Source organism: Haloarcula sp. S1AR25-4, from assembly GCF_031624555.1.
GTDB lineage: Archaea > Halobacteriota > Halobacteria > Halobacteriales > Haloarculaceae > Haloarcula > Haloarcula pellucida.
This window is the reverse complement of record NZ_JAMQOR010000004.1, coordinates 336,852-356,705: the sequence shown is the minus strand read 5'-3', so window position 1 is coordinate 356,705 and position 19,854 is coordinate 336,852. Positions and strand designations below refer to the sequence as shown.

14 protein-coding genes and 4 pseudogenes are annotated in these 19,854 nt (G+C 60.3%); 9 read left to right on the top strand and 9 right to left on the bottom strand.

Going from position 1 to position 19,854, the window contains the following annotated elements; translation table 11 throughout:
• Nucleotides 1-47: 47 nt before the first annotated feature.
• Nucleotides 48-1,355 carry a cytochrome P450 gene (locus NDI85_RS18520; protein ID WP_310916602.1) on the bottom strand — a complete coding sequence of 436 codons (1,308 nt, stop codon included), beginning with the start codon at nt 1,353-1,355 and terminating at the stop codon, nt 48-50.
• A gap of 56 nt (nt 1,356-1,411) precedes the next feature.
• Complete coding sequence (locus tag NDI85_RS18515; protein WP_310916601.1) at nt 1,412-2,053, bottom strand: hypothetical protein; 642 nt, start codon at nt 2,051-2,053, stop codon at nt 1,412-1,414.
• Nucleotides 2,054-2,391: 338 nt separating this feature from the next.
• On the opposite strand from NDI85_RS18515, the gene NDI85_RS18510 reads away from it, so the two are divergent.
• Both NDI85_RS18510 and NDI85_RS18505 read left to right on the top strand, forming a co-directional pair.
• Nucleotides 2,392-3,009, top strand: a complete 618-nt coding sequence (locus NDI85_RS18510) for a methyltransferase domain-containing protein (RefSeq protein WP_188997681.1) — start codon at nt 2,392-2,394, stop codon at nt 3,007-3,009.
• Between the two features lie 129 nt (nt 3,010-3,138).
• Complete coding sequence (locus tag NDI85_RS18505) at nt 3,139-3,768, top strand: methyltransferase domain-containing protein (protein WP_310916600.1); 630 nt, start codon at nt 3,139-3,141, stop codon at nt 3,766-3,768.
• A 30-nt stretch (nt 3,769-3,798) separates the two neighbouring features.
• Here NDI85_RS18505 and NDI85_RS18500 read toward each other — a convergent pair whose 3' ends face one another.
• Both NDI85_RS18500 and NDI85_RS18495 read right to left on the bottom strand, forming a co-directional pair.
• Entirely contained in the window at nt 3,799-5,475 is a 1,677-nt protein-coding gene (locus tag NDI85_RS18500; RefSeq protein WP_188997677.1) for an NADH-quinone oxidoreductase subunit D, read from the bottom strand.
• Nucleotides 5,472-6,149 carry an NADH-quinone oxidoreductase subunit B gene (locus NDI85_RS18495; RefSeq protein ID WP_310916599.1) on the bottom strand — a complete coding sequence of 226 codons (678 nt, stop codon included), beginning with the start codon at nt 6,147-6,149 and terminating at the stop codon, nt 5,472-5,474. Before NDI85_RS18495 ends, NDI85_RS18500 begins: the two co-directional genes overlap by 4 nt.
• 442 nt (nt 6,150-6,591) lie before the next feature.
• On the opposite strand from NDI85_RS18495, the pseudogene NDI85_RS18490 reads away from it, so the two are divergent.
• Both NDI85_RS18490 and NDI85_RS18480 read left to right on the top strand, forming a co-directional pair.
• Nucleotides 6,592-7,733 (top strand): annotated as a pseudogene (locus tag NDI85_RS18490) (3-dehydroquinate synthase II).
• Between the two features lie 7 nt (nt 7,734-7,740).
• Nucleotides 7,741-8,524 (top strand): annotated as a pseudogene (locus NDI85_RS18480) (ThuA domain-containing protein).
• Here NDI85_RS18480 and NDI85_RS18475 read toward each other — a convergent pair.
• Nucleotides 8,519-8,656, bottom strand: a pseudogene (locus NDI85_RS18475) (RNA polymerase subunit sigma-70); the annotation flags it as partial. The pseudogenes NDI85_RS18480 and NDI85_RS18475 sit on opposite strands and share 6 nt — an antisense overlap.
• Nucleotides 8,657-9,368: 712 nt before the next feature.
• On the bottom strand, nt 9,369-10,064 hold the full coding sequence (locus NDI85_RS22360; RefSeq protein WP_396275592.1) for a helix-turn-helix domain-containing protein: 696 nt from the start codon (nt 10,062-10,064) through the stop codon (nt 9,369-9,371).
• A gap of 136 nt (nt 10,065-10,200) precedes the next feature.
• On the opposite strand from NDI85_RS22360, the gene NDI85_RS18460 reads away from it, so the two are divergent.
• Together NDI85_RS18460 and NDI85_RS18455 are read left to right on the top strand one after the other, a co-directional pair.
• Nucleotides 10,201-11,265: an ABC transporter ATP-binding protein gene (locus NDI85_RS18460; protein ID WP_310916596.1), complete on the top strand. Its 1,065-nt coding sequence runs from the start codon at nt 10,201-10,203 to the stop codon at nt 11,263-11,265.
• Nucleotides 11,262-12,179, top strand: coding sequence for an ABC transporter permease (locus NDI85_RS18455; protein WP_310916595.1), 918 nt, complete (start codon nt 11,262-11,264; stop codon nt 12,177-12,179). Before NDI85_RS18460 ends, NDI85_RS18455 begins: the two co-directional genes overlap by 4 nt.
• A 350-nt stretch (nt 12,180-12,529) precedes the next feature.
• Here NDI85_RS18455 and NDI85_RS18450 read toward each other — a convergent pair whose 3' ends face one another.
• Complete coding sequence (locus NDI85_RS18450) at nt 12,530-14,395, bottom strand: IucA/IucC family siderophore biosynthesis protein (RefSeq protein ID WP_310916594.1); 1,866 nt, start codon at nt 14,393-14,395, stop codon at nt 12,530-12,532.
• A 217-nt stretch (nt 14,396-14,612) separates the two neighbouring features.
• Between NDI85_RS18450 and glnA2 the strand changes: the two genes are divergently transcribed.
• From glnA2 to NDI85_RS22355, 3 genes and pseudogenes are all read left to right on the top strand, one after another.
• Nucleotides 14,613-15,974: a gamma-glutamylputrescine synthetase gene (gene glnA2, locus NDI85_RS18445; protein ID WP_310916593.1), complete on the top strand. Its 1,362-nt coding sequence runs from the start codon at nt 14,613-14,615 to the stop codon at nt 15,972-15,974.
• On the top strand, nt 15,974-17,203 hold the full coding sequence (locus tag NDI85_RS18440; protein WP_188997653.1) for an MFS transporter: 1,230 nt from the start codon (nt 15,974-15,976) through the stop codon (nt 17,201-17,203). Before glnA2 ends, NDI85_RS18440 begins: the two co-directional genes overlap by 1 nt.
• Nucleotides 17,200-17,483 (top strand): annotated as a pseudogene (locus tag NDI85_RS22355) (aspartate aminotransferase family protein); the annotation flags it as partial. The gene NDI85_RS18440 and the pseudogene NDI85_RS22355, both read left to right, overlap by 4 nt.
• 188 nt (nt 17,484-17,671) lie before the next feature.
• Here NDI85_RS22355 and NDI85_RS18430 read toward each other — a convergent pair.
• Together NDI85_RS18430 and NDI85_RS18425 are read right to left on the bottom strand one after the other, a co-directional pair.
• Complete coding sequence (locus tag NDI85_RS18430; RefSeq protein ID WP_188997650.1) at nt 17,672-18,637, bottom strand: aldo/keto reductase; 966 nt, start codon at nt 18,635-18,637, stop codon at nt 17,672-17,674.
• 2 nt (nt 18,638-18,639) lie between these two features.
• Nucleotides 18,640-19,833: an ABC transporter substrate-binding protein gene (locus NDI85_RS18425; protein ID WP_188997648.1), complete on the bottom strand. Its 1,194-nt coding sequence runs from the start codon at nt 19,831-19,833 to the stop codon at nt 18,640-18,642.
• Between the last annotated feature and the right edge of the window lie 21 nt (nt 19,834-19,854).

Here is a 19,854-nt window from a genome sequence, read left to right as displayed (position 1 = left end):
TCTGCCCGCGTCGGGGACAGGATCGACGGTTTCAGCACGGAACGGGTTCATTCGCGGCCGGAGAAGACTAGATCGACACCACTCGTCGGCCGAAGGGCGAGTTCTGGACGGACCGCTAGGGTCTCGGTAGTCGCCGGGGTAACCTCGTACCGGAGCGCTATCGTCGCCAACACGAGTTTGGCGAGCATGAGTGACAACCGTCGGGCCGGACAGTGTCGCGGACCACCACCGAACGGGAAGTACGCGAACGGACTGTGGTCGTTCTCACCAGCCCAGCGAGTAGGGTCATACGTCTCGGGGTCGTCGAAATGACTGGCGTCTCTATGGATCGCCCACTGGGGGAGCCACACCTGCGCACCAGACTCGAGGTCGTACGGCCCCAGTGAAACGGCAGCAGCCGTCTCCCGGAACATCGTGTACAACGGGGGGTGAAGCCGCAGTGTCTCTCGGAACACCTGCTCGGTGTACTGTAACTCCCGGATGTCGCCGAGCGAAGCCGTCGTGCCCGCCACGACCTCTCGGGCTTCCCGGTGCATCTCCGTCTGAACGTCTGGACGGACGGCCATCTGATGACAGGCGATGGCGAGACCAACAGCGAACGGCTCCATCGCACCGATCAACAGTACGCCAACCTCGTTACGGGCCAGGGACTCGCTGATTTTCGAGTCCGGGTCCGCCGACGCGTCGAGGAGCGACGAGAGGAGCATTCCGTTCGTCGATTCTGGGTCAGTGGGGAGACCGTCGAGAAACGTCTTCAGATGGGCACGGGACGTGCGATGCTCACGCTGTGACAGCCTCGGGACCCAGTCGGGCAGTACCTCGTGGATCGCCACGTTCTTCGGCGAGAACCGTTGGCTAAACCCGTCCACCATCTCCGAATACTGTGAGCCGGTGAGTGGACTCTCTACGTCGAGAAAGAGCTCACACGCGAGCCGAAGGCACAGCTCCCGAAACTCCTCGTGGACGTTTCGGACGGTTCCGGTGTCCCATCCGGAGAGAAGCTCGTCGACGAGCCCCGTCAGCGTCTTTGCATACGCCTGGACGCCGTCGCTCGACATGACAGGCTCCCACGCAGAACGGGTCTGTGACACCACCGACGGGTCGATTTCGCCGCCGAAGTTGTCGATCCCGTAGCGAATGTGCTCTGGCTTTCGGTAGCGGCCGTCACGTGAGTTGAGGACGTCCCTGACGAGTCGTGGCTGGACGACGACGTACAGCGTCTTCGGTCCAGCGTGTGCACGCACGACTGGTGACGGGTGGTCTCGACACTGCTCTACGAAGTCCAGCGGGTTGATCGCCTGATGTGCGTTTCCGAGAATCGGAACGCCATCGAGACGAGACGGTGTCTGGCTCATTGGAGATGTCAGGTGGTGGCTGTCGTGGATCTGGCTCGTCGATCACGTCCGGGGACTTATGCGACCGCGACGTGGTCGAGTTCGATCATGAGGCCGATTGCCATGAAGACGAAGGAAGCGATGTTGAGCACCTGGCTGTTGAGCGAGCGTCGCTTCATCCGGTCGACGTCCGTCGGCGTCGCTCGGTCGTATTTGATCCCCTTCATCTCGTAGAGCGTGTCTTTCATGTCTTCCTCGATCCACCCCATCGTTCCCTTCACGAGCATGGGACCGATAGCGAACACGACGATCCCCAGGCTCACGTTCTGGGCGAGGAGCATGTAGCCACACACTGCCGGCGCCCATCCCAGACAAAACGCCAGATTACCCCACCCAGTGACGTACTGCCGGTCGTGGAAGACGCCGCCGAACCACTCGAGGTTGTATGCAAGTCCCAACGAAGTCAGGAATAGCACGAACGGAACGTACCAGATGGTCGTCCAGGAGGCGAGTACGACTGCCAAACTGAAACCGATCAGTATCATCAGTGCCCCGATGGCGAACTGTATGTCCGAGTTGACGTCGAGATTGATGTCGTCTGCCGAGAGGTCGACGGACTTCATCCCCTCGTCGTAGAACCACATATGTGCCATCGCCACCACCCAGATCGTCCAGTCCCAGCCGTGGTGCAGTGACGCGATGAGGAGCCCGAGCGTCATCGAGGACATCGGGTACAACGTGTACGTGACGTATGGGTTTATGATGGATTTGTAGACGCTGTACAGGGCACTTCTATCCGATTCAAAAATACTTTCATACAATGATGTAGTTGACATAAAAGAACCGAACGAGCGACTGCTATTGAATGTTGTGTCGATATATTCCAACAGTCCGGATCGGTGCTCGACGGCCTCCGAAAAGCCCGCGTGTGTATCGGTCGTTCATCTGCGTAGCCAGACGGGAAACTGCGTGACAGCAGCGTCGTTTCCGTACTGGGGACTGGATCGTTCGCAGATCGCTCAGTAGTTTTATACTCCTGAAGAATTAGCTTAAACTAATGGGAATACTCGAAAATAAGGCACGGGCGCGGTTGTTCTATAAGTATCTCTCGAAGGTGTACGACACGGTCAACACGCTGTTTTGGACCGAGGAGATGCGCGGGGAGGCAGTCGATTTGGTGGAGATAGAACCGGACGACTGCGTTCTGGACGTCGGCTGTGGTACGGGCTTTGCGACTGAGGAACTGCTCCGGCACACAGAAGACGTCCATGGGCTGGATCAGAGCGCCCACCAGTTGGAGAAGGCCAGGGAGAAGTTCGGCACAGACGGCCCCGTTCAGTTCTACCGGGGGGACGCCGAACGGCTCCCGTTCGCGGATGACTCGTTCGATCTGGTCTGGTCGTCCGGTTCGATCGAGTACTGGCCGAACCCTGTCACCGCGCTCAGGGAGTGTCGCCGGGTCGTGAAACCGACTGGGGCTGTACTCATCGTTGGTCCGAACTATCCCGAGTCGTTCATCTTCCAGAAGCTCGCCGACGCGATCATGCTGTTCTATGACGAGCAGGAGGTAGACCGGATGTTCGATGACGCAGGCTTCGCATCGTTCGAGCATCACCACATGGGACCGTCGTACAGCCCCGAGATTGCGCTAACGACGCTCGCATACCCAGACTGATAGACCCTCGTCCCACAGCCGCGACCCGCTCTCAGATCGACTCGGCAGTGCGTCCCGTTCGTGCCTAGAGTGGGGATCCGTCCAGTAGATTTATCAGTTTAAAATACGATAAGTTGCTTTGAGAAACAAATGAGACGGCGATCGAAACTTCTCGTCACTGGTGTTGCTCTCGCTATCGGGAGCGCGGTTGCATTCGTACTCAAGAAGCGAAACGATCCAGCCCCGCTTCCGTATGAACAGCGGCACGTGCTCGACCTGCCACGTCTCCTGAAACGATCACAGTTACAGGAGGTGCTTGCCCCGGAATCCAGCGAACACATTCTCGAAGTCGGCCCTGGAACAGGCCGCTACAGCCTCCCCGTCGCGAGAGAACTCGATCAGGACGGCTCGTTACACGTCCTCGATGTGCAAGAGCCAATGCTCGATCACACGGTAGAGCGAGCCCGAGAGCAGGGTGTCGACGGAATCACTGTGACCCATGCGGACGCACAGGAGCCACCGTATCCGGACGAGAATTTCGACGCTGCGTATATGGTGTCGACGATCGGTGAGATCCCGGACCAGGAGCAGGCGCTCGAAGAACTGTACCGTGTCCTTCGACCGGGCGGGCGGCTCGTCGTGGGCGAATCGATCGCGGATCCGGATATGGTCCGGTTCGGCACGCTCCGTGACCGATGTGAATCGGTCGGCTTTCGATTCGAACGGCGGGTGGGGAGACGGATCAGTTACTTCGCCCGCTTTCGAAAGCCAGCACCGTAGGAGGCCGGAACACGTCAGTTCCCATGGAACTTACCGGTCGACTTCGCCGAGGATCACGTCGAGACTCCCGAGAGTCGCAATCAGGTCGGGGACGTGAGCGTCTTCGACCATTTCGGGAAGCGCGTGGAGGTTCGAGAAGCAGGGGCTTCGGATCTTGAACCGCGCGGGCTTGTCGGTGCCGTTGGTACGGATATAGATACCGAGTTCCCCCTTCGCACCCTCGACTGCGCGGTAGATCTCGCGGTCGCTCTCTGGTTTGATCGTCCGCGGAACGTTGCTCTGGATTTCGCGGTCGTCTTCGGGCCAATCCCTGAGGAGGTCGACGCACTGGGCGATGATCTTCGCTGACTCTTCGACCTCACGGAGGCGCACGAGGACGCGTGAGTAGTTATCACACCCGTCGTCTGTCACGACGTTCCAGTCGAGTTGGTCGTAGTATCCATAGGGGTCGTCACGCCGAAGGTCGTAGTCGATACCCGACCCGCGGGCGACCGGGCCCGTACAGCCGTAGCTCTTCGCGACCGCCGGATCGAGATTGCCGACGTCGATACACCGGATCTGAAGGATCTCGTTTCCGGTGACGAGGTCGTGGTACTCCTCGAGTTTGTGTGGCAGTTCGTTGAGGAAGTGCTCTATTTTCTCGAAGAACTCCTCTCTCGGTTCGGGGAGGTCCCACGCCACACCACCGAGTCGAAGATAGTTGAACATCAACCGCTGCCCAGTGAGATCCTCCAGAATATCCAGCACCGTCTCACGGTCGCTAAACGCATACTGGAACACGGCGGTAAATTCGCCGATGAGGTCGAGACCGAACGTCCCCAGTGCGAGGAGGTGTGCGGCGATCCGACAGAGTTCTGCGCCCATCGTGCGGATGACCTGTGCGTACTTGGGTACGTCGAGGCCGACGAGGTCTTCGACCGTACGCGCGTAGGCCCACTCGTTCAGGATGCCCGCCGACCCGTAGTCCCACCGGTCGGGATACGGCATGATCTGGTGCCGGTAGGTTCCCTGCTGACATATCTGCTCCTCACAGCGGTGGAGGTAGCCGATGTCGGATTCGACGTCGATGACCTGTTCGCCGTCGAGCGTCGTTTTGAGATGGAGCACGCCGTGTGTGGCGGGATGATTCGGGCCGATGTTGAGAAACATCGTGTCGCTCTCGCCGCGACTGTCTCCCTCGAGTGCGTTTTCGTGCTCGCGGAGGGTAACGATCTGGGGTTTGTCCTGATTGTAGTCCAGGCTGAGCGGATGGCCCTGCCACGTCTCGGGCAGAAGGATCCGACGCAGGTCGGGATGCTCGTCGTACTCAATGCCGATGAGGTCGTAGGCCTCTCTCTCGTGCCAGTCCGCGGTTCGGTAAACGGATTCAGCGCTCTGGCTTACTGGATCCGTGGTACTCGTCGGAACGACGATAGCGAGCTCCTGTGTCGGGTCCTCGTACTTCTTCAGATGATAGATGCTCTCGTAGCGGTCTTCGTACTGCTGTGCCGTCACACACGAGCAGTGGTCGAACCCAGCCTCCTCTTTCAGCACCGACAACGCGTCGGCGACCCGGTCCGCTCGGACGACGAAGGCCTCGGTGGTAGCGTGAGATTCGCGACCGGTTACCGCCTCACCCAGCAGCGATTCGAGCGCGTCGTAATCGAGTCCGTCCTCGGTCACGCCGACGTCGTCGTATGTACTCGGTTCAGGCACCTCCAGGCTCATGCTGACTCACTCCAGTTGTACCGCATGACGAGGTCATCCTCGTCGATCTCGTCCGCGAGGTGCTGTACGAGTTCGTCCTGTTCGAGGTCGCCGAACCGTTCGAGTTCGTACGGTTTGGCCGTCACCGGCGATGACTCGCCGTTGGCGGTCCGTTCCTGAAGCTTGGCGACCCCGTAGAGAAGCGCCTCGGGACGGGGGGGACACCCCGGGACGTGGATGTCCACGGGGATGATCTCCTCCGCTCCCCGGACGACGTTGTACCCCTCCTGGAAGGGGCCGCCCGAAATGGTGCACGAACCCATACTGACGACGAACTTCGGCTCGGGCATCTGGTCGTAGAGCCGCCGCATCCGAGGGGCGAACTTCGAGACGATGGTGCCCGGAACGACCAGTAAATCTGCTTGCCGTGGTGAGGAGCGGGGAACACCGGCCCCAAACCGGTCGATGTCGTGCTTAACAGCGAGGCCTCCCATCATCTCGATGGTGCAGCAAGCGATTCCGAACTGGAACATAAACATCGAGGAGGACCGGGCCCAGTCCATGAACGTATCCAGTTTGGTCGCTATGAACGGTGTGGAGCCGAGTACCTCTACCAGTTTAGAGTTGAACCTGGCATTATCGTCTCGTTCTCTAGAATACTCGTCCCGTGAGTGGTTCGTACTATCTGTCGACATTATTTGTCTTTTCGACAGAGTTATTTAAATATCTAACTGTTACTCTGTGTTATTAATGTCGGATTGGTGCATTATAAAACAAGTCCGCTACCGCTGTCTAAGTGGGGCCGTCGAGTGATCACCGCCACGGCGTCTTCGCCGTTGAGACGACCCCCGGATGGCTATTGCCGGCCGTTACGGTTCCATCCGCACTCGGAGGGAACCAGCGACACACTGGGACGCTGCTCTCTCCGTAGAGCTGTGGCCCGGTCACGAGGGTCCGTCTCTACTCGTCCTCGATTCGGACATCGTCTATACACTAGTCTCACGCGTACGTCTGAAAGGCGATTCCGCCGAGAAAAGACATAACGGGTGGGTCGATAGGGTGTTTCCCCCTCATGCTTGTAATATTCCAAAGTTGTTTATTTATATTTGGTTGATCTATCAATAATTGTTGCACATCATGCCAGCGAAACAGTGCTGGCTCGACTCGACTGTCGTGGACGAAACCAGTCAGTTCGAGCTTTACGAAGCGTTCGATCTCTCGTTTGACGCTATCGTGTTGTCCGCCGATACCGTCGACACGTACGAACTGCCTGCAAGCATCTCTCGAGTCGTCCCGTACGACTCCGACCGCCCTGACTGTCTCGACGCGGCGGATATCGCGATCGTCTCCGACGAGGGCCAGATAGGCACTGCACTGAGCCACGGCTGTTCGATCGCCTATCGACTCGATCAGGACGCCGTCTCGAGTGCGTCCCCCGAGATGTTCGTCGAGCAGATCCCGGACCAGGCCCGGTATCTCGTGGTGCCCGACGCGTCTCAGGTAGAGCGGTTCGAATCACTGCTCGAGACAGTCGGAGAGACGGAACTGTCCGTTATCAGTGGCGTTCGATCCCCGTCGGAGGCGGAGTCCGTCGTCAACACGATGAATGGCTCCTCCGGCGGTGTCATGATTTCGTCTCCGGAGACAGCGGCGTTCTCGGAGTACGTGAACATCACCAAAGAACCGTCCGACACTGCGATCCCACTCAAGGCCTTCGAGATCGAGACGATCGAACAGCTCGGGACCGGCATCCGGTGCTGTATCGACACGACGACACTGATGGGCAAAGCGGAGGGGATGATCGTCGGATCGACGAACGCTGGCGGACTGTTCGTGAATGCGGAGGCAAGAGCGCCCCCGGAAGCGTCCCCCGCCCCTTTCGTGTCAACGCTGGCGCCATCCACTCGTACGTCTGGACGGACGAAGCGAGCTGGAACTACCTGGCAGACCTGGGGATGGGCGACACCGTGGCGTGTCTCAACGTGGACGGCTCGATCCGGGAGGTCACCGTCGGCAGGATTCTATTGGAGAAGCGCCCGCTGACGCAGCTCATCGCCACGTGCGAAACCCGGACGGTCGCGGCGATCGTCCAGGACCACAGTCACGTCCGGTTGCTGCGACAGAGTGGCGAGTCAGTCTCGGTACCGCATCTCGAGGAAGGAGATCAAGTGCTCGGCTACGCGACGGACGAACCACAGCCAGTGTTGGACCGGCCCACTGCTGGCGTAGAACGGCGGGATATCGACGACCCGAACAGCCACGCTGAAAACACCATCTGAGCCGACCATGACCTTCGAACCTGGAACGGAGACACCGACGACGGTGACAGTTTGGAACGAGTACAGGTACGAGCGCGAGGACGAATCCGTCGCAGAACGGTATCCCGATGGGATCCACGGGACGATCGCGAGCATCTTCGAAACAGCCGACTACGAAGTGACGACGACCACGCTTCTGCAGGAAGAGCAGGGGGTTCCACGATCTCTCCTATAGTAACAATTGAAACGATTCACACACTGACCGCACCGCCGTCGTGCGGTCAGGTGTGCATTGATTTTCAATGGCTACTATAGATCGTACCGATGTCCTGATCTGGTGGGAGCACGTGGCACACGACGAGATTACCGACGAAACGGTGCATCGTATCGAGGAACGGGTTCGCGACGGGATGGGGATCATCCTTCTTCACTCCGCCAAGGACTCGCCCGTCTTCTCGTCACTGCTCGGGACGACGGGCGAATCGAAGTGGGACAACAACGGGAGTCGCGAGTACCTCTGGGCCGTTGATCCGAGCCACCCGATCGCGCGGGGATTAGACGAGTGCATCGAAATTCCCGACGCGGCGACGTACGGCGAACCGTTCGACATTCCCGAACCGGACAGCCTCGTCTTTACGAGTTGGTTCGAAGGTGGTGACGTGTTCCGGAGCGGCGTCTGCTTCCGCCATGGCGCGGGGAAGATCTTCTATTTCCGACCTGGCGACGAGGAGTATCCCATCTACCATCACGACGAGGTCAGACAGATACTTCGGAACGCAGTCGACTGGGCTTCCCCGGTGGAATCGGCCTGAGACGTGTTCGATTTCGAGTGACGGTTGTAGATCGAGGACGACCTGTAGCGGTCCGCCCTGCTCGTCTCGGGGCTGTCTCTCGAATGCGGTGGGGAGGTCGAACGCGTCGAAAAACCCTTCCCAGACGCTGACGGCGAGAATGACTATCTCACCCACACGGCGCCCGGCGTGGCGTCGGGGAGTTCCTGTACCGAAACGTCTTCGAGGCCGCCCAACGCACACTCAGACACCAGGGCCTGTCGTCGACGGGACAGATGTGCTCGCATATCGAAGCGGGTGAATTGGCCGACGCCGCGGCCGAGACGTTCGAGAACGAGTGGTCAGTCGGCGGTGGCGTGTTCCACACGCCACCTAGAGAGTTCGAAACTACAGATCGACTAGACACACTCCTGTCGAGGATGCGACCATGCCCGCGCTTACGAATTGAAAGGGCTTACTCGATCTCAAACACTGTGAGCTGTCGAACGCCGCCGATCGTGGACTCAGTGACCGCCGATTGTCTCTGACACACCTTCGATTCACGTCAGTTCTGGCTCTTCGTGTACCAACCTCCGAAGTAGTGGCGACATTTGCGTGGATGATCGGTAAGGCGACGTTGCAACTACGGAGTCCGTAGCGAAGCGACCCGGGTGCTGCAGCTATCCGGCCTAATTTGCGGCCGGACGCGGGAGGGGTTCAAAATACGGACGACCGAACAGTCGCGGGGTCATATGCCGCTCGGTTGGATTTTCTATGCAATTACCACCTATCGGTTCGGTCGCACAGTATCGGAGAATATCCGGTAACTCCTCTGTGCGCCCTCACGAGAGTTCAGCCGCTGCTTCTTCAGACAGCACTCCCGTTGCTATTGGGGAGACTCAGGGAGCGTCGGCCACGTCGTCGCTACTGTTTCCTCTATGAGTTGTGTTTGAGCACGGCGCAACCGCTCTGTTACCGACGAGGCAGTGATATCTAACTCCGTAGCGATCGCCTCGAGTGAGACCTGTCTCGGAATCTCGAAATACCCCCGCTCGTAAGCGATCCGGAGGGCCTCGTATTGCCGATTAGTTAGCCCTTCTCCTGGCGGTTCTGGCGTCTCGACCCGATTGAGACGGTCGAGTCGAAAGTCAGCATTGTGCTGCCAGAACGACGAGAATTTGCTGAACTCTTCTCGGTCGGCGAACCAGCCCGTTTGTCGCCAGCCATCCGGTTCGACCGTAATCCGGTCGATAAACGCATCTGCTGTGGCCAGCTCCTCGAGTCCAGCGAGATCGTCGATATCGTCTCCGAGTTGCTCTTCGAAACTGAGCGCCGGTTGGATTTGATACCGGCGGGTATCACCGGCCTGTCCGATTTGAGTCCAGCCCCCTACGTCATACGCATCAGTGAGTGCAGTCTCGAGTGTTTGTTCAGATCCGCCATTCACAGTGATGAGGAACAATGGTCGCTTCCCGTGGTTGTATTGGAGATCGAGAAGTACCCTTGCGTCGGGTACTGCTGCGACTACGTCGACGAGCGGGAGCGAATCGCAATAGATCTTGAATTCAGCGACAAGTCTCATACCAACAGGTTTCTATTAACGATAATGGGGGTGGCGGTTGAGAAATTCATCGATACCCGCTGCGAGGGCGGGGTTATAAAGAGCACCGCCAATTCGAGAAGGCGCTACCCAGTCCCGGCGCAAACGATTCAGTGCGATGACGAGCCGACAAACATACTCTCAACAGAATGCCGCCAACCAGTCTCAGGAAACAGACCTCGCGATTGACGCGCAGAACGTCACCGTCACTTACGAAGACGGAACCGAGGCAGTTCGTGGCGTCTCCTTACGCATCGAGAAAGGCGAGTTCTTCGGTTTCCTCGGGCCGAACGGAGCCGGAAAGACGACCACTATTAAATCGCTCGTCACACTCCTACATCCGACGGAAGGGTCGGTACGAATCAATGGCTATGACACCGTGACGGAGCCAGAGAAGGTCCGGCATTCTATCGGGTACATGGCCCAGGAAACGAGTATCGACAGAGAGCTGACGCCGCGAGAGAACCTCCAGCTGGCCTGTAAACTGTACGGCGTCCCGGTAGATCAGCGTGAGGATCGCATCGAGGCGCTGCTCGATCTGGTGGATCTGCAGGACGTCGCTGACACCCGGTCGGAGAAGTTCTCCGGCGGGATGAAAAAGCGATTGGACGCCGCGAGTGTTCTGGTGCATCGCCCGCCAGTGGTCTTTCTCGACGAGCCAACGACCGGTCTCGATCCAGAAGCGCGATTGCGCCTCTGGAACTACTTCGAACGGATCAACGAGCAAGGGACGACAGTGTTTCTGACGACGCAGTACCTAGAAGAAGCCGACCAACTGTGTGACCGACTCTCCCTGCTCCAAGACGGGCAGATCATCGCAACCGGATCGCCGGGGACACTCAAGTCCGAATTTGGGACAGATATCTTCGAGATAACGCTCGAGAATCCCGTCGAAGAACGAATCGAGCGCGCCGTGCAGGCCGTTCGTCGCATCGGAACACTCGACGAGCCGACGATACGAACGACCGAGGACGGATTCACCGTCAGATCGGCGCGTGCCCGCGAGGCTGCGAGTGATCTTTTCGCCGCCCTCGATGGCACAGGCGTTTCGGTCAGCGACTTCGACGTTCGCTCGCCCACGCTCGACGATGTCTTCCTCGCGCTGACGGACGGCTCGTCCGACACCGCTGGCAGGGCAGACACAGGTATGGCGTCGCTCTCCGCTCAGGAGGTGTCGACATGAGCAGTCACTCGACCGACAAAGGCCCCGTCGTGGACGACACCGCACAGGAAGCCTCAGGCAACAGCGTAGCTGCTGACATTCGCATCAGTTTCAAGCGGTGGCTGGTCAAGAATTTGCGCAATCCCTACGTCATATTCACGTCACTGGTACAACCGATCATCTTCTTCGTCTTGTTCGTCGAGGTATTCGGTGCGATCGCCGGCAGCGCGCTCTCGGCGGCGCTCGGCCCCGACATCAGCTACGTCACGTATCTGTCGCCAGCTATCATCATCATGTCGACACTCTCCTCGGCAGCCACCTCCGGCATCGGACTCGTAGACGACATGGAGGAGGGGATGTTCGAGAAGATGCTCGTCTCACCGATGAACCGGTCGGCCATGTTCTTCGGCAAAGTCCTGTCCGAAGTGGCTCGAATCGTCGTCCAGACGGTGATCGTTCTCCTCCTTGGATATCTCCTATTGGTTCTGAAAAACGGCGCAGCGTTCGATCAGTACCTCCGTACGGGCGCCGCTGGTATCGTTGGCGTCGTTCTCGTCACAGTGATCTTCGGCGGCGTGTTCATAGCGTACTCGAACATCGTTGCCTTAGTTTCCCGTGATCAGGAGGCGACAATCATGTTCGCGAACCTGCTCACGTTCCCGCTGGTATTCGTTTCGAGCGCCTTCCTCCCCCTCAGCGTACTCCCGGGATGGATCAGGACTGTCGCCGTGTTCAACCCCATCACGTACGGTGTCGACAGCGTCCGTGCTATCATGCTGGGACAGGACGTGATGACGGTCTTCGAGATGACGGCATTCGGTGGAATCTGGAACACGGTCGTGCCCGCAGTAGTCATTCTCGTTGGATTCAACGTTCTATTAGGTTCGATCGCAATCCGTCTACTGCGTCGCGCTGCCAGCATCAAAGTACAGTAGTCCGAGACACCATCCAGTCATGGGAAGTCGATCTAACGGGACCCACTAAACGAAACTACGAAGGCCCACAGCATATGCATTGAGACGGCCAGTCTCAACGTATCACGACCTCGGAGGCTAAACATGATGTGTGGCTTCTATCCAAGAACGGACCTCACGAGTATAAATTCGACTTACCAGAGTTCACTTCTTGAACTACTGATTCGCGTCTGCGGCGTCAAGTTCACGGGCGAGTTTGTAAATCAACTCGTCGGCGGCGTGATCAAGTAGCCCTCTGTTTGTGCGTCGGCTCGACGTTCAACTTCAGCTTTCTCACGGAGTGCTGAGTCACCCTCGTGCGCGCTGCGTTCTCACTGACTAGTGTCCACCAATCGGTTCTCAGCCAGCGGATTCGAGACGGTCCCGTGGCCGCGGACCTTCGGACGCGTACTGAAGTCGTCGTAGCCGTAGTCGACGATGCGGTTGCGGTTCAGGCAGTGCTTCGTGAATCGGGGCCTAGTGAGGTCGAAAAGCTCGAAGCGGTCTTCGAGTTCTGGAAACTGCGCCTGATACGTGTTGAGCGCCGTCCGCACCTGCGCCCAGAACGTCTCCTCATCGTAGCCGCAGTGACGTGCCAGGAGGTCTGCGACGTATCGGAACACGCCGACGCACAGCGTGCCGAAGATGTGCTGACAAAGCGGCTCAGGCGCAATCTGGTGGAGGATGTGGTGCTTGTACCGCTTGTCGTCCCGCAGGTCCGCCGGAAGCACCTCGTTGAGTTCTGGGAGTTCGCGGTCAGTGATAGCGACCTCGTCGACGAAGTCCTTGACCGCGATGCGCGAAGGGACCCCCTCTTCGAGGATCAAGACGACGTTCGTCCCGTGTGGCATAAACACCGTGCCGTACTTGTAGAGGAAGTGCAACAGCGGCTCGAGTAGCACCTCGAACAGTTCGTCGAGCCACGCCTCCAGCGATAGCCCGGTACGGTCGGCCAGTTTTGAGACCACCGGCGTCCCGTCGAAGTCCTCGTGGAGCAGCGCCGCCAGCGTAAGCGGTCGCTCGCCGCTGTCGATGAGCGACACGACGCTCTCGCGCCAGACACAACCCAGCAGCTCGTGGAACTGGTACGGCGCCTCGTCGAACCGGGAGAACTTCGAGTGCTCGTAGTTGACACTGGCGACTTCACCGGGCAGGAGGAGTCGCCGCTCGTCACGCAAGAACGCGTCCCCGTCTCTGATGGACTTGATGAACTCGGTGACGCGAGGGGCGGCCTCCGCTTGTTCGCCGAGGATACCGCGGTAGACGTTCGTGTTCAGCACGCGAACGGGGAGCTTGACGTGACGCTTCTCGGGGTTCGAGACGTTCGAGAAGGTCCGGATCGACTGCTGCGGGAGGTATTCGTCCGGTGCCTCACCGAGCGGCACGATGGCGTCGGTGGCGATGTCTTCGGCGAACAGTTGGACGATATTGTCGGACCACTGCCAGTCGTGAACCGGCAAGAAGTAGTAGTTCGCCGGATCGAGACCGTCATCTTCGAGAGTTGCCCGGAACGCTTCGGCGGCGTCACCGAGTTCCTCGTCGATGAGGCCGGCGTGGTCGAGCCCATCGACCGCCGCGAACGTCGCTCTGTTCCGTCTCGCCGCGATCCACGAGAGCCCCTGCCGACGCTTCGATTCGGGTGCGTACTGGCGATAGTCGTCGTATCCGAAGCCGACGCGCCCCTTGTTGTACGTGAACCACGGGTGACCCTCCATCTCGCCCTCGATCCCGGCGTAGGGAAGGTCTAGCAGCGAGCCCTCGCGGTCTTCCTTCCGTGCCCGAATGTGCGCGTCGGCGACGAGCGTGTTGTTGTACTCTCGGACCAGATGGGCCGCCGTCGTCGGATCGATCCCGATGTACTCGCGCGCATCGAGGACGAACGCGACTGGGTCGGTAGCCGGTTTCCACTCGCCCCCACGCTCTCGACGCTCGATCGAACCCGCTCGGATTCGGTAGCTGTCGAGCGGTCGCTCCTGTGCGTCGAAGCGGTACTCGAGGCCGTCTGTCAGAGCGAGTACGTATCGCGTCCACCGAGCGTCGTCGCCCGCTGCACCGGGCACTCGCACGGTCTCCGTCGGCGTCGGTGTGATTAGTTCTTCGTACATGAACTCCGCCAACACCTCTCGGAACAATTCCCGGTTGACTGTCGTCCAGACGTCCGCCCGCAGTGACGCCTGAAGGGTCTCGACGCCATTCATTGCTGGCCTCTCTCGATTGCGAGAACTCGGTTCTGCCACTGTGCAACCGACAGATCGATCTGTCTACGCATATTTTTTAGGCCGGCCTAAAATTTTATAAGCGTTTCCGTTTACGAAGTAACCGTGGACGCCGTACCCTCGGTCCGGAGCCAATTTGGACCGGCGCCGTTTTGCGGTTCCGACGGTACTCCGTTAATGTTTAGGCAAGCCTAAAATAATGGTGGGTACGGAACTACCGATGACGACAGAACACACGGCGGTCGAACGGTGTCGGAATGGGAACTGCGCTATAGTGCGACTGCTATTCGTCACCCAGAGCGGGGTCGTGCGGACACACGCGGTCGATGCCTCGAAGGTGGAGTCCGCCGTTGCGGACGGAGTGATGCTCTCGCAGCTCGTCCAGACGTACAACGCGCTCGGAATCCGCGACAAAAGCGGGCGTTTCGACGCCGCCGGGGAGGTACGGCTCTGTCCCGACCCGGATACGTTTCGAGAGGTTCCCTACGCCGAACGAGCCGGTGCGATGCTCTGTGACATCGAGACCGTCGACGGCGAGCCGTGGGCCGTTGACCCGCGATCGTCGCTGCGGTCGTTCGTCGACGAGATGCGAGACGCGGGGTTCGCCCCGGAGGTGGCGTTCGAGAGCGAGTTTCACCTGTTCGAGCGTGACGCCGACGGGTCCGTTCGCAGGGTCGACGAACGCGGTGCCTACGTGACCGAGAGCACCCGCGAAACCCACGAGGTAATCTTGGCGATGACGGACGCGCTGAAGGCCCAAGAGGTGCCGGTCGAGAAGTACTATCCCGAGTACGCCGCCGGGAAACACGAGATCGTCACTGGACACGCCCCGGGGGTGCGCTCGGCCGACGAGCACGTCCTCTTTCGCGAGACGGTCGAGAGCGTCGCGCACGAGCACGGGTACGAAGCGACGTTTCTACCCAAACCGTTCGACCACTCAACGAACGGGTGTCACATTCACCTGTCGCTGTGGGACGACGACAACCGGTTCCACGACGCCGAGGGCGACCGCCTGAGCCGGACGGCGCGACAGTTCGTCGCTGGCGTTCTCGACCACGCTGACGCGCTCGTCGCGCTGACGGCGCCGACGGCCAACTCGTACACCCGACTGCGCCCCCAACTCGGTGCGACCGCATTTCGCTGCTGGGGGCACGGGAACCGCGAAGCGCTGGTCCGGGTGCCGGCGGTCGGTCAGTCGGACCCGGCGACGGCGACCCGGGTCGAGTTTCGAGCCGCCGACTGCACGGCGAACCCGTATATCGCTCTCTTGGGTCTACTCGCCGCCGGATACGACGGTATCGAGCGCGCACTCGACCCGCCGAAGCCGGTTTCGGTCGACCCGGGAACGCTCTCGGAGACCGAGTGTGAGGCCCGCGACGTCGAGCGGCTCCCCCGGACACTGGGGGTTGCCCTCGACGCGCTCGCGGACAACAGCGTCATGCGCGAGGCGATGGGGTCGACGCTGTTCGAGACGTACCTCGATGTCAAGCGGAGCCACTGGGCGCAGTTCACCGATAGCGCGGTCTCCTGGGAGCGAGAGCGGCTCCGGAGCGTCTACTGATGACGACGCGGCGACTCGGCGTGCTGGGGGTTCAGCCCGCCGTTGTAGCGGTCCTCGTCAGCACGTTCTTTCTCGGGTTCGGGGGCGGGGTCATCTTCCCCATCCTGCCCAATCTCGGCGCGGTCGTCGGCATCGCGCCTGTCGTCGTCGGGGTCATCCTGAGCGCGAACCGGGTCGTCAGACTCCTCGCGAACGCTCCTGTGGGGACTGTCGTGGACCGCGTCGGTACGCGGACCCCGTTTGTCGCCGGCGTCGTCTTAGAAACCGTCGCGACCGTCGGCTATCTGGTCGCCCTCCGGAGCGCCGTGCCGGCGGCGTGGTTCCTCGGCGCGCGCGTGCTATGGGGACTCGGGAGCGCGTTCGTCTTGGCGACCGCGTACACCATCGCGGCCGATGTCTGCGAGCCCGAATCGAGAGGTCGGACAATGAGTATCGTCCGCGGCGGGACGTCGCTCGGATTCCCCGCTGGCATGGCTATCGGTGGGATCATCGGTGAGGTGTACAGCGCCAACGCGGCGTTCGCAACCGCGACCGGTCTGTCGGTTGTGGCCTGTTGCGTCACGTACCTTGCGGTTCCCGAGACGCACGCCGCCGACCGGTCGGGCGGTGTCGGACTCCGCGATCTGGATTTCAGCTCACCCGCACTGATCACCGGCGGCGCCAACTTCGCGCTCCTTTTGACCTATAACGGCGTCGTGTTCGCGACGCTCGTCTCGTTTCTCGATACCGTCCCGGCGGGCGGCGTCGCCGTCGGGGCGCAGGGCACCTCCGGCGTACTCATCGGCGCCAGCGTTCTCACCGGTTCGGTGTTCTCGGTAGCCGGTGGGAAGGTGAGCGATGTTATGGGACACCGACTTCCCGTGATACTGGCTTGCTTCGGTGGGCTGTCCGCGGGAATGGTACTCCTGGCAGTGGGAACGACGTTCCCGGTCCTCCTCACGGCCGTCCTCTTGTTGGGGGCCGGACAGGGTGGGGTCGGAGGCCCGCTCGTTTCGCTCCTCGGCGACCTGACGGCCGACAGCCGGATGGGTCGTGCTACGGGGACCTACAACGCGTTGGGTGACTTGGGCGCCTCGGTCGGGCTACTCGTCTCGCTCCCGCTCGCGGGACTCATCGGGTTCCCGTCCCTGTACCGACTAACGGCGTTCGTTCCGGTCGTCGCCGCCACCGCGGTCATGGCCGGTCTCTACACCACGTACGACGAGATCCCGGACGTGACGAGTGGCTGAGACGCCAATTGCGGGCGAGCCAGAGCGCCAGGGAATCGAGTGTACGGACGTATCCCCGCTCACTCCCGTTCGCGATCGCACACGCACAGGGGCTCGATGTCGCCGACGCCGACGGCAACGGTACCTGGACTGCCTCGCTGGCGCGGGGACCCTCGCACTCGGTCACAATCACCATCAAGTGACCGAAGAACTGGAGCGGCTCCTCGCGGCGGACCGACCGCGCGAACGCCTCGACGAGGACACGGTATCTCGGGACTTCTCGCCCACGTCGTTCGTCAGCGACGCGCCGGGCCGAGCGTCGTCCGACCCGGACGAAGTCGACCACACCGTGGACGACTGATACTGGTGGCTGTAAGTTCGCAAAGATATTCGCCACCCCGGGGTGGCGAATTACTGCAGTTTGTTACAGCCACCAGTATGACGACCCCGGACACCCTCACACCGCGATCGAAAAGACGCACCCAGATGTCAGAGCGTGTGCCGAAGTGGCTCGTAGGGCTCTTCGAGGTACGCAACGTCAGAGTCCGACAGCGAAATCTCCAACGCCTCGACGGCCTCCTCCAGATGTTCGACGCTCGTCGTACCGACGACAGGCGCGTCGACGACGTCTTTCTGGAGGAGCCAAGCGAGCGCTATTTGTGCCATTGTCACGCCCTTTTCGGCAGCGATCTCTTGGACCCGCTCGTTTATTTCGCGGCCGTTACCCTCCAGATACGGATACAGGTCGGTGTAATCGTTCTGTTGCCCTCTCGCAGTATCGGTCAGCTCTTCGTGGGGTCTCGCCAGATACCCCTTCGCTAGTGGACTCCACGGAAGCACCCCTACGCCGTTCTCGCGACAGTACGGGAGCATCTCGCGTTCTTCCTCCCGGTATAGGAGGTTGTAGTGGTTCTGCATCGAGACGAACGGCTCGAGCCCACGGTCCTCGCTCAACCGGCGTGCTTCGGCGAGTTGGTAAGCCAGCGTCGTACTGGCGCCGACGTAGCGGATCGAACCACGATGGACGGCGTCGTCGAACGTCCGGAGCGTCTCCTCGATCGGCGCCTCGTCGTCCCACCGGTGGGTCTGGTACAGGTCAATCGTGTCAACTCCAAGACGGTCTAAGCTATTTTCGAGCTCCTGTTCAATAGCCTTACGCGAGAGTCCGCGTGCATTCGGGTTCGACTCATCCATCTCGCCGAATACCTTCGTTGCGATTACCAGACTATCGCGGTCATAGTCGCTGATAGCTTCTCCCAGTGTCTCCTCGCTACCGCCGTCCGAGTAGACGTTGGCGGTGTCGAAGAAGTTGATCCCGAGGTCGATTGCCCGGTCGATGATCGCCTGGCTCTCGTCGGCGTCGAGCATCCACTCCTTCCCGCCGCCGAATCCCAGGCAGCCGAGACAGATACGGCTCACGGAGAGCCCGGTGTTTCCGAGCGAGGTGTACTCCATTGTTAGACGTTGCCGCTTCGGATGTCCGCTATGCGCTGACGATCGTAGAGTCGTTCGTCTCGGGCGAATTCGTCGGGGAATAGTTGTTTTGCGGCGCGCTCAGTCTTCGAGAGGTTGATAATCGGGCCCTGATACATCCCCCCCGCTGGGTAGACATCGCCATTCTGGACCGCCGTGAGTTGGCTTGCCGTGTCGTGGTCCTGTAAGAACGCGAGATACGTGTCGCGGAAATCCGAGCGCGTCCAGTGCTTGTCGGTGTAGAACATCAGGACTTCCGGGTCGATCTCCAGAAGCGGTTCGTAGTCGATCGAGCCGCGATCCGACGTGAAACTCTTGATATTCGAGCCCTCGAAGGCGTCGCTCACCCCGAGGTCGTGCCAGTGTTTGTATGCCGTCATGTCACCGATTCGATACGGATAAAACTTATCTGGCTCGGTCGAGCCAGGGGACAGCAGCCCGATTTCCGGACGATCGCTCTCGGGTGGCAGTCGGTCTTGTATACCTGAGATGGTCTCGTCGTGAAGCGTTCGGAGCGCCTCGAAACGGTCCGTTCGTTGGAACACCTCGGCGACCTTCTCGGTCGCCTCGTACAGTGAGTAGTACGGATAGCTCTCGTGCCAGGGGTAGGCTGAGAAGCTCGTGTTCCCGCAGAACGGCGCGACCCGCTCGCTCATCTCGTCGACGTCCGAACGCTCCCAGTTCGGAATGAGGTTGATCATATAGTTCGGATCGATGAAGTGGACCCCCGCATCGATCTCCAGGAAGAGTTCCTTCGAGATGCCGTCCTGCCAGAGGGAGACCATGTCCCCTTTGCTCGTCGTGAGGCCGGGGATATCCTCGTAGTGCCACGTTCGGTACTCGCCGGTGAGAACGACGGCGCTTGGCTTGTCCAACCCGAGGGCGACACCCATATCGCCCCAGCTCGCGTTCTCGGCGACCCACGTTTCCGGGACCGCGTCGAACGATATCTCGCCTGCCGGCTCAATCGTCACTGAGTAGGCGTTGTCTTCGGTCGTCGTGGTCTCCGTCGTACCAGCTGTAGCCTCCGTTGTCGTCTCTGTCGAGCTGTCCGCCCCAGAGCCACCGTCGCTGTCACCAGTACAGCCGGCGAGTAGCCCTCCACCGATGACTGCGCCGCCATACTTTATGTAGTCACGCCGCGTCGGTGCCTCGTGTTCTCTGGATTCGTCCGCCATACGTTTTAGGCCAGCCTAAAG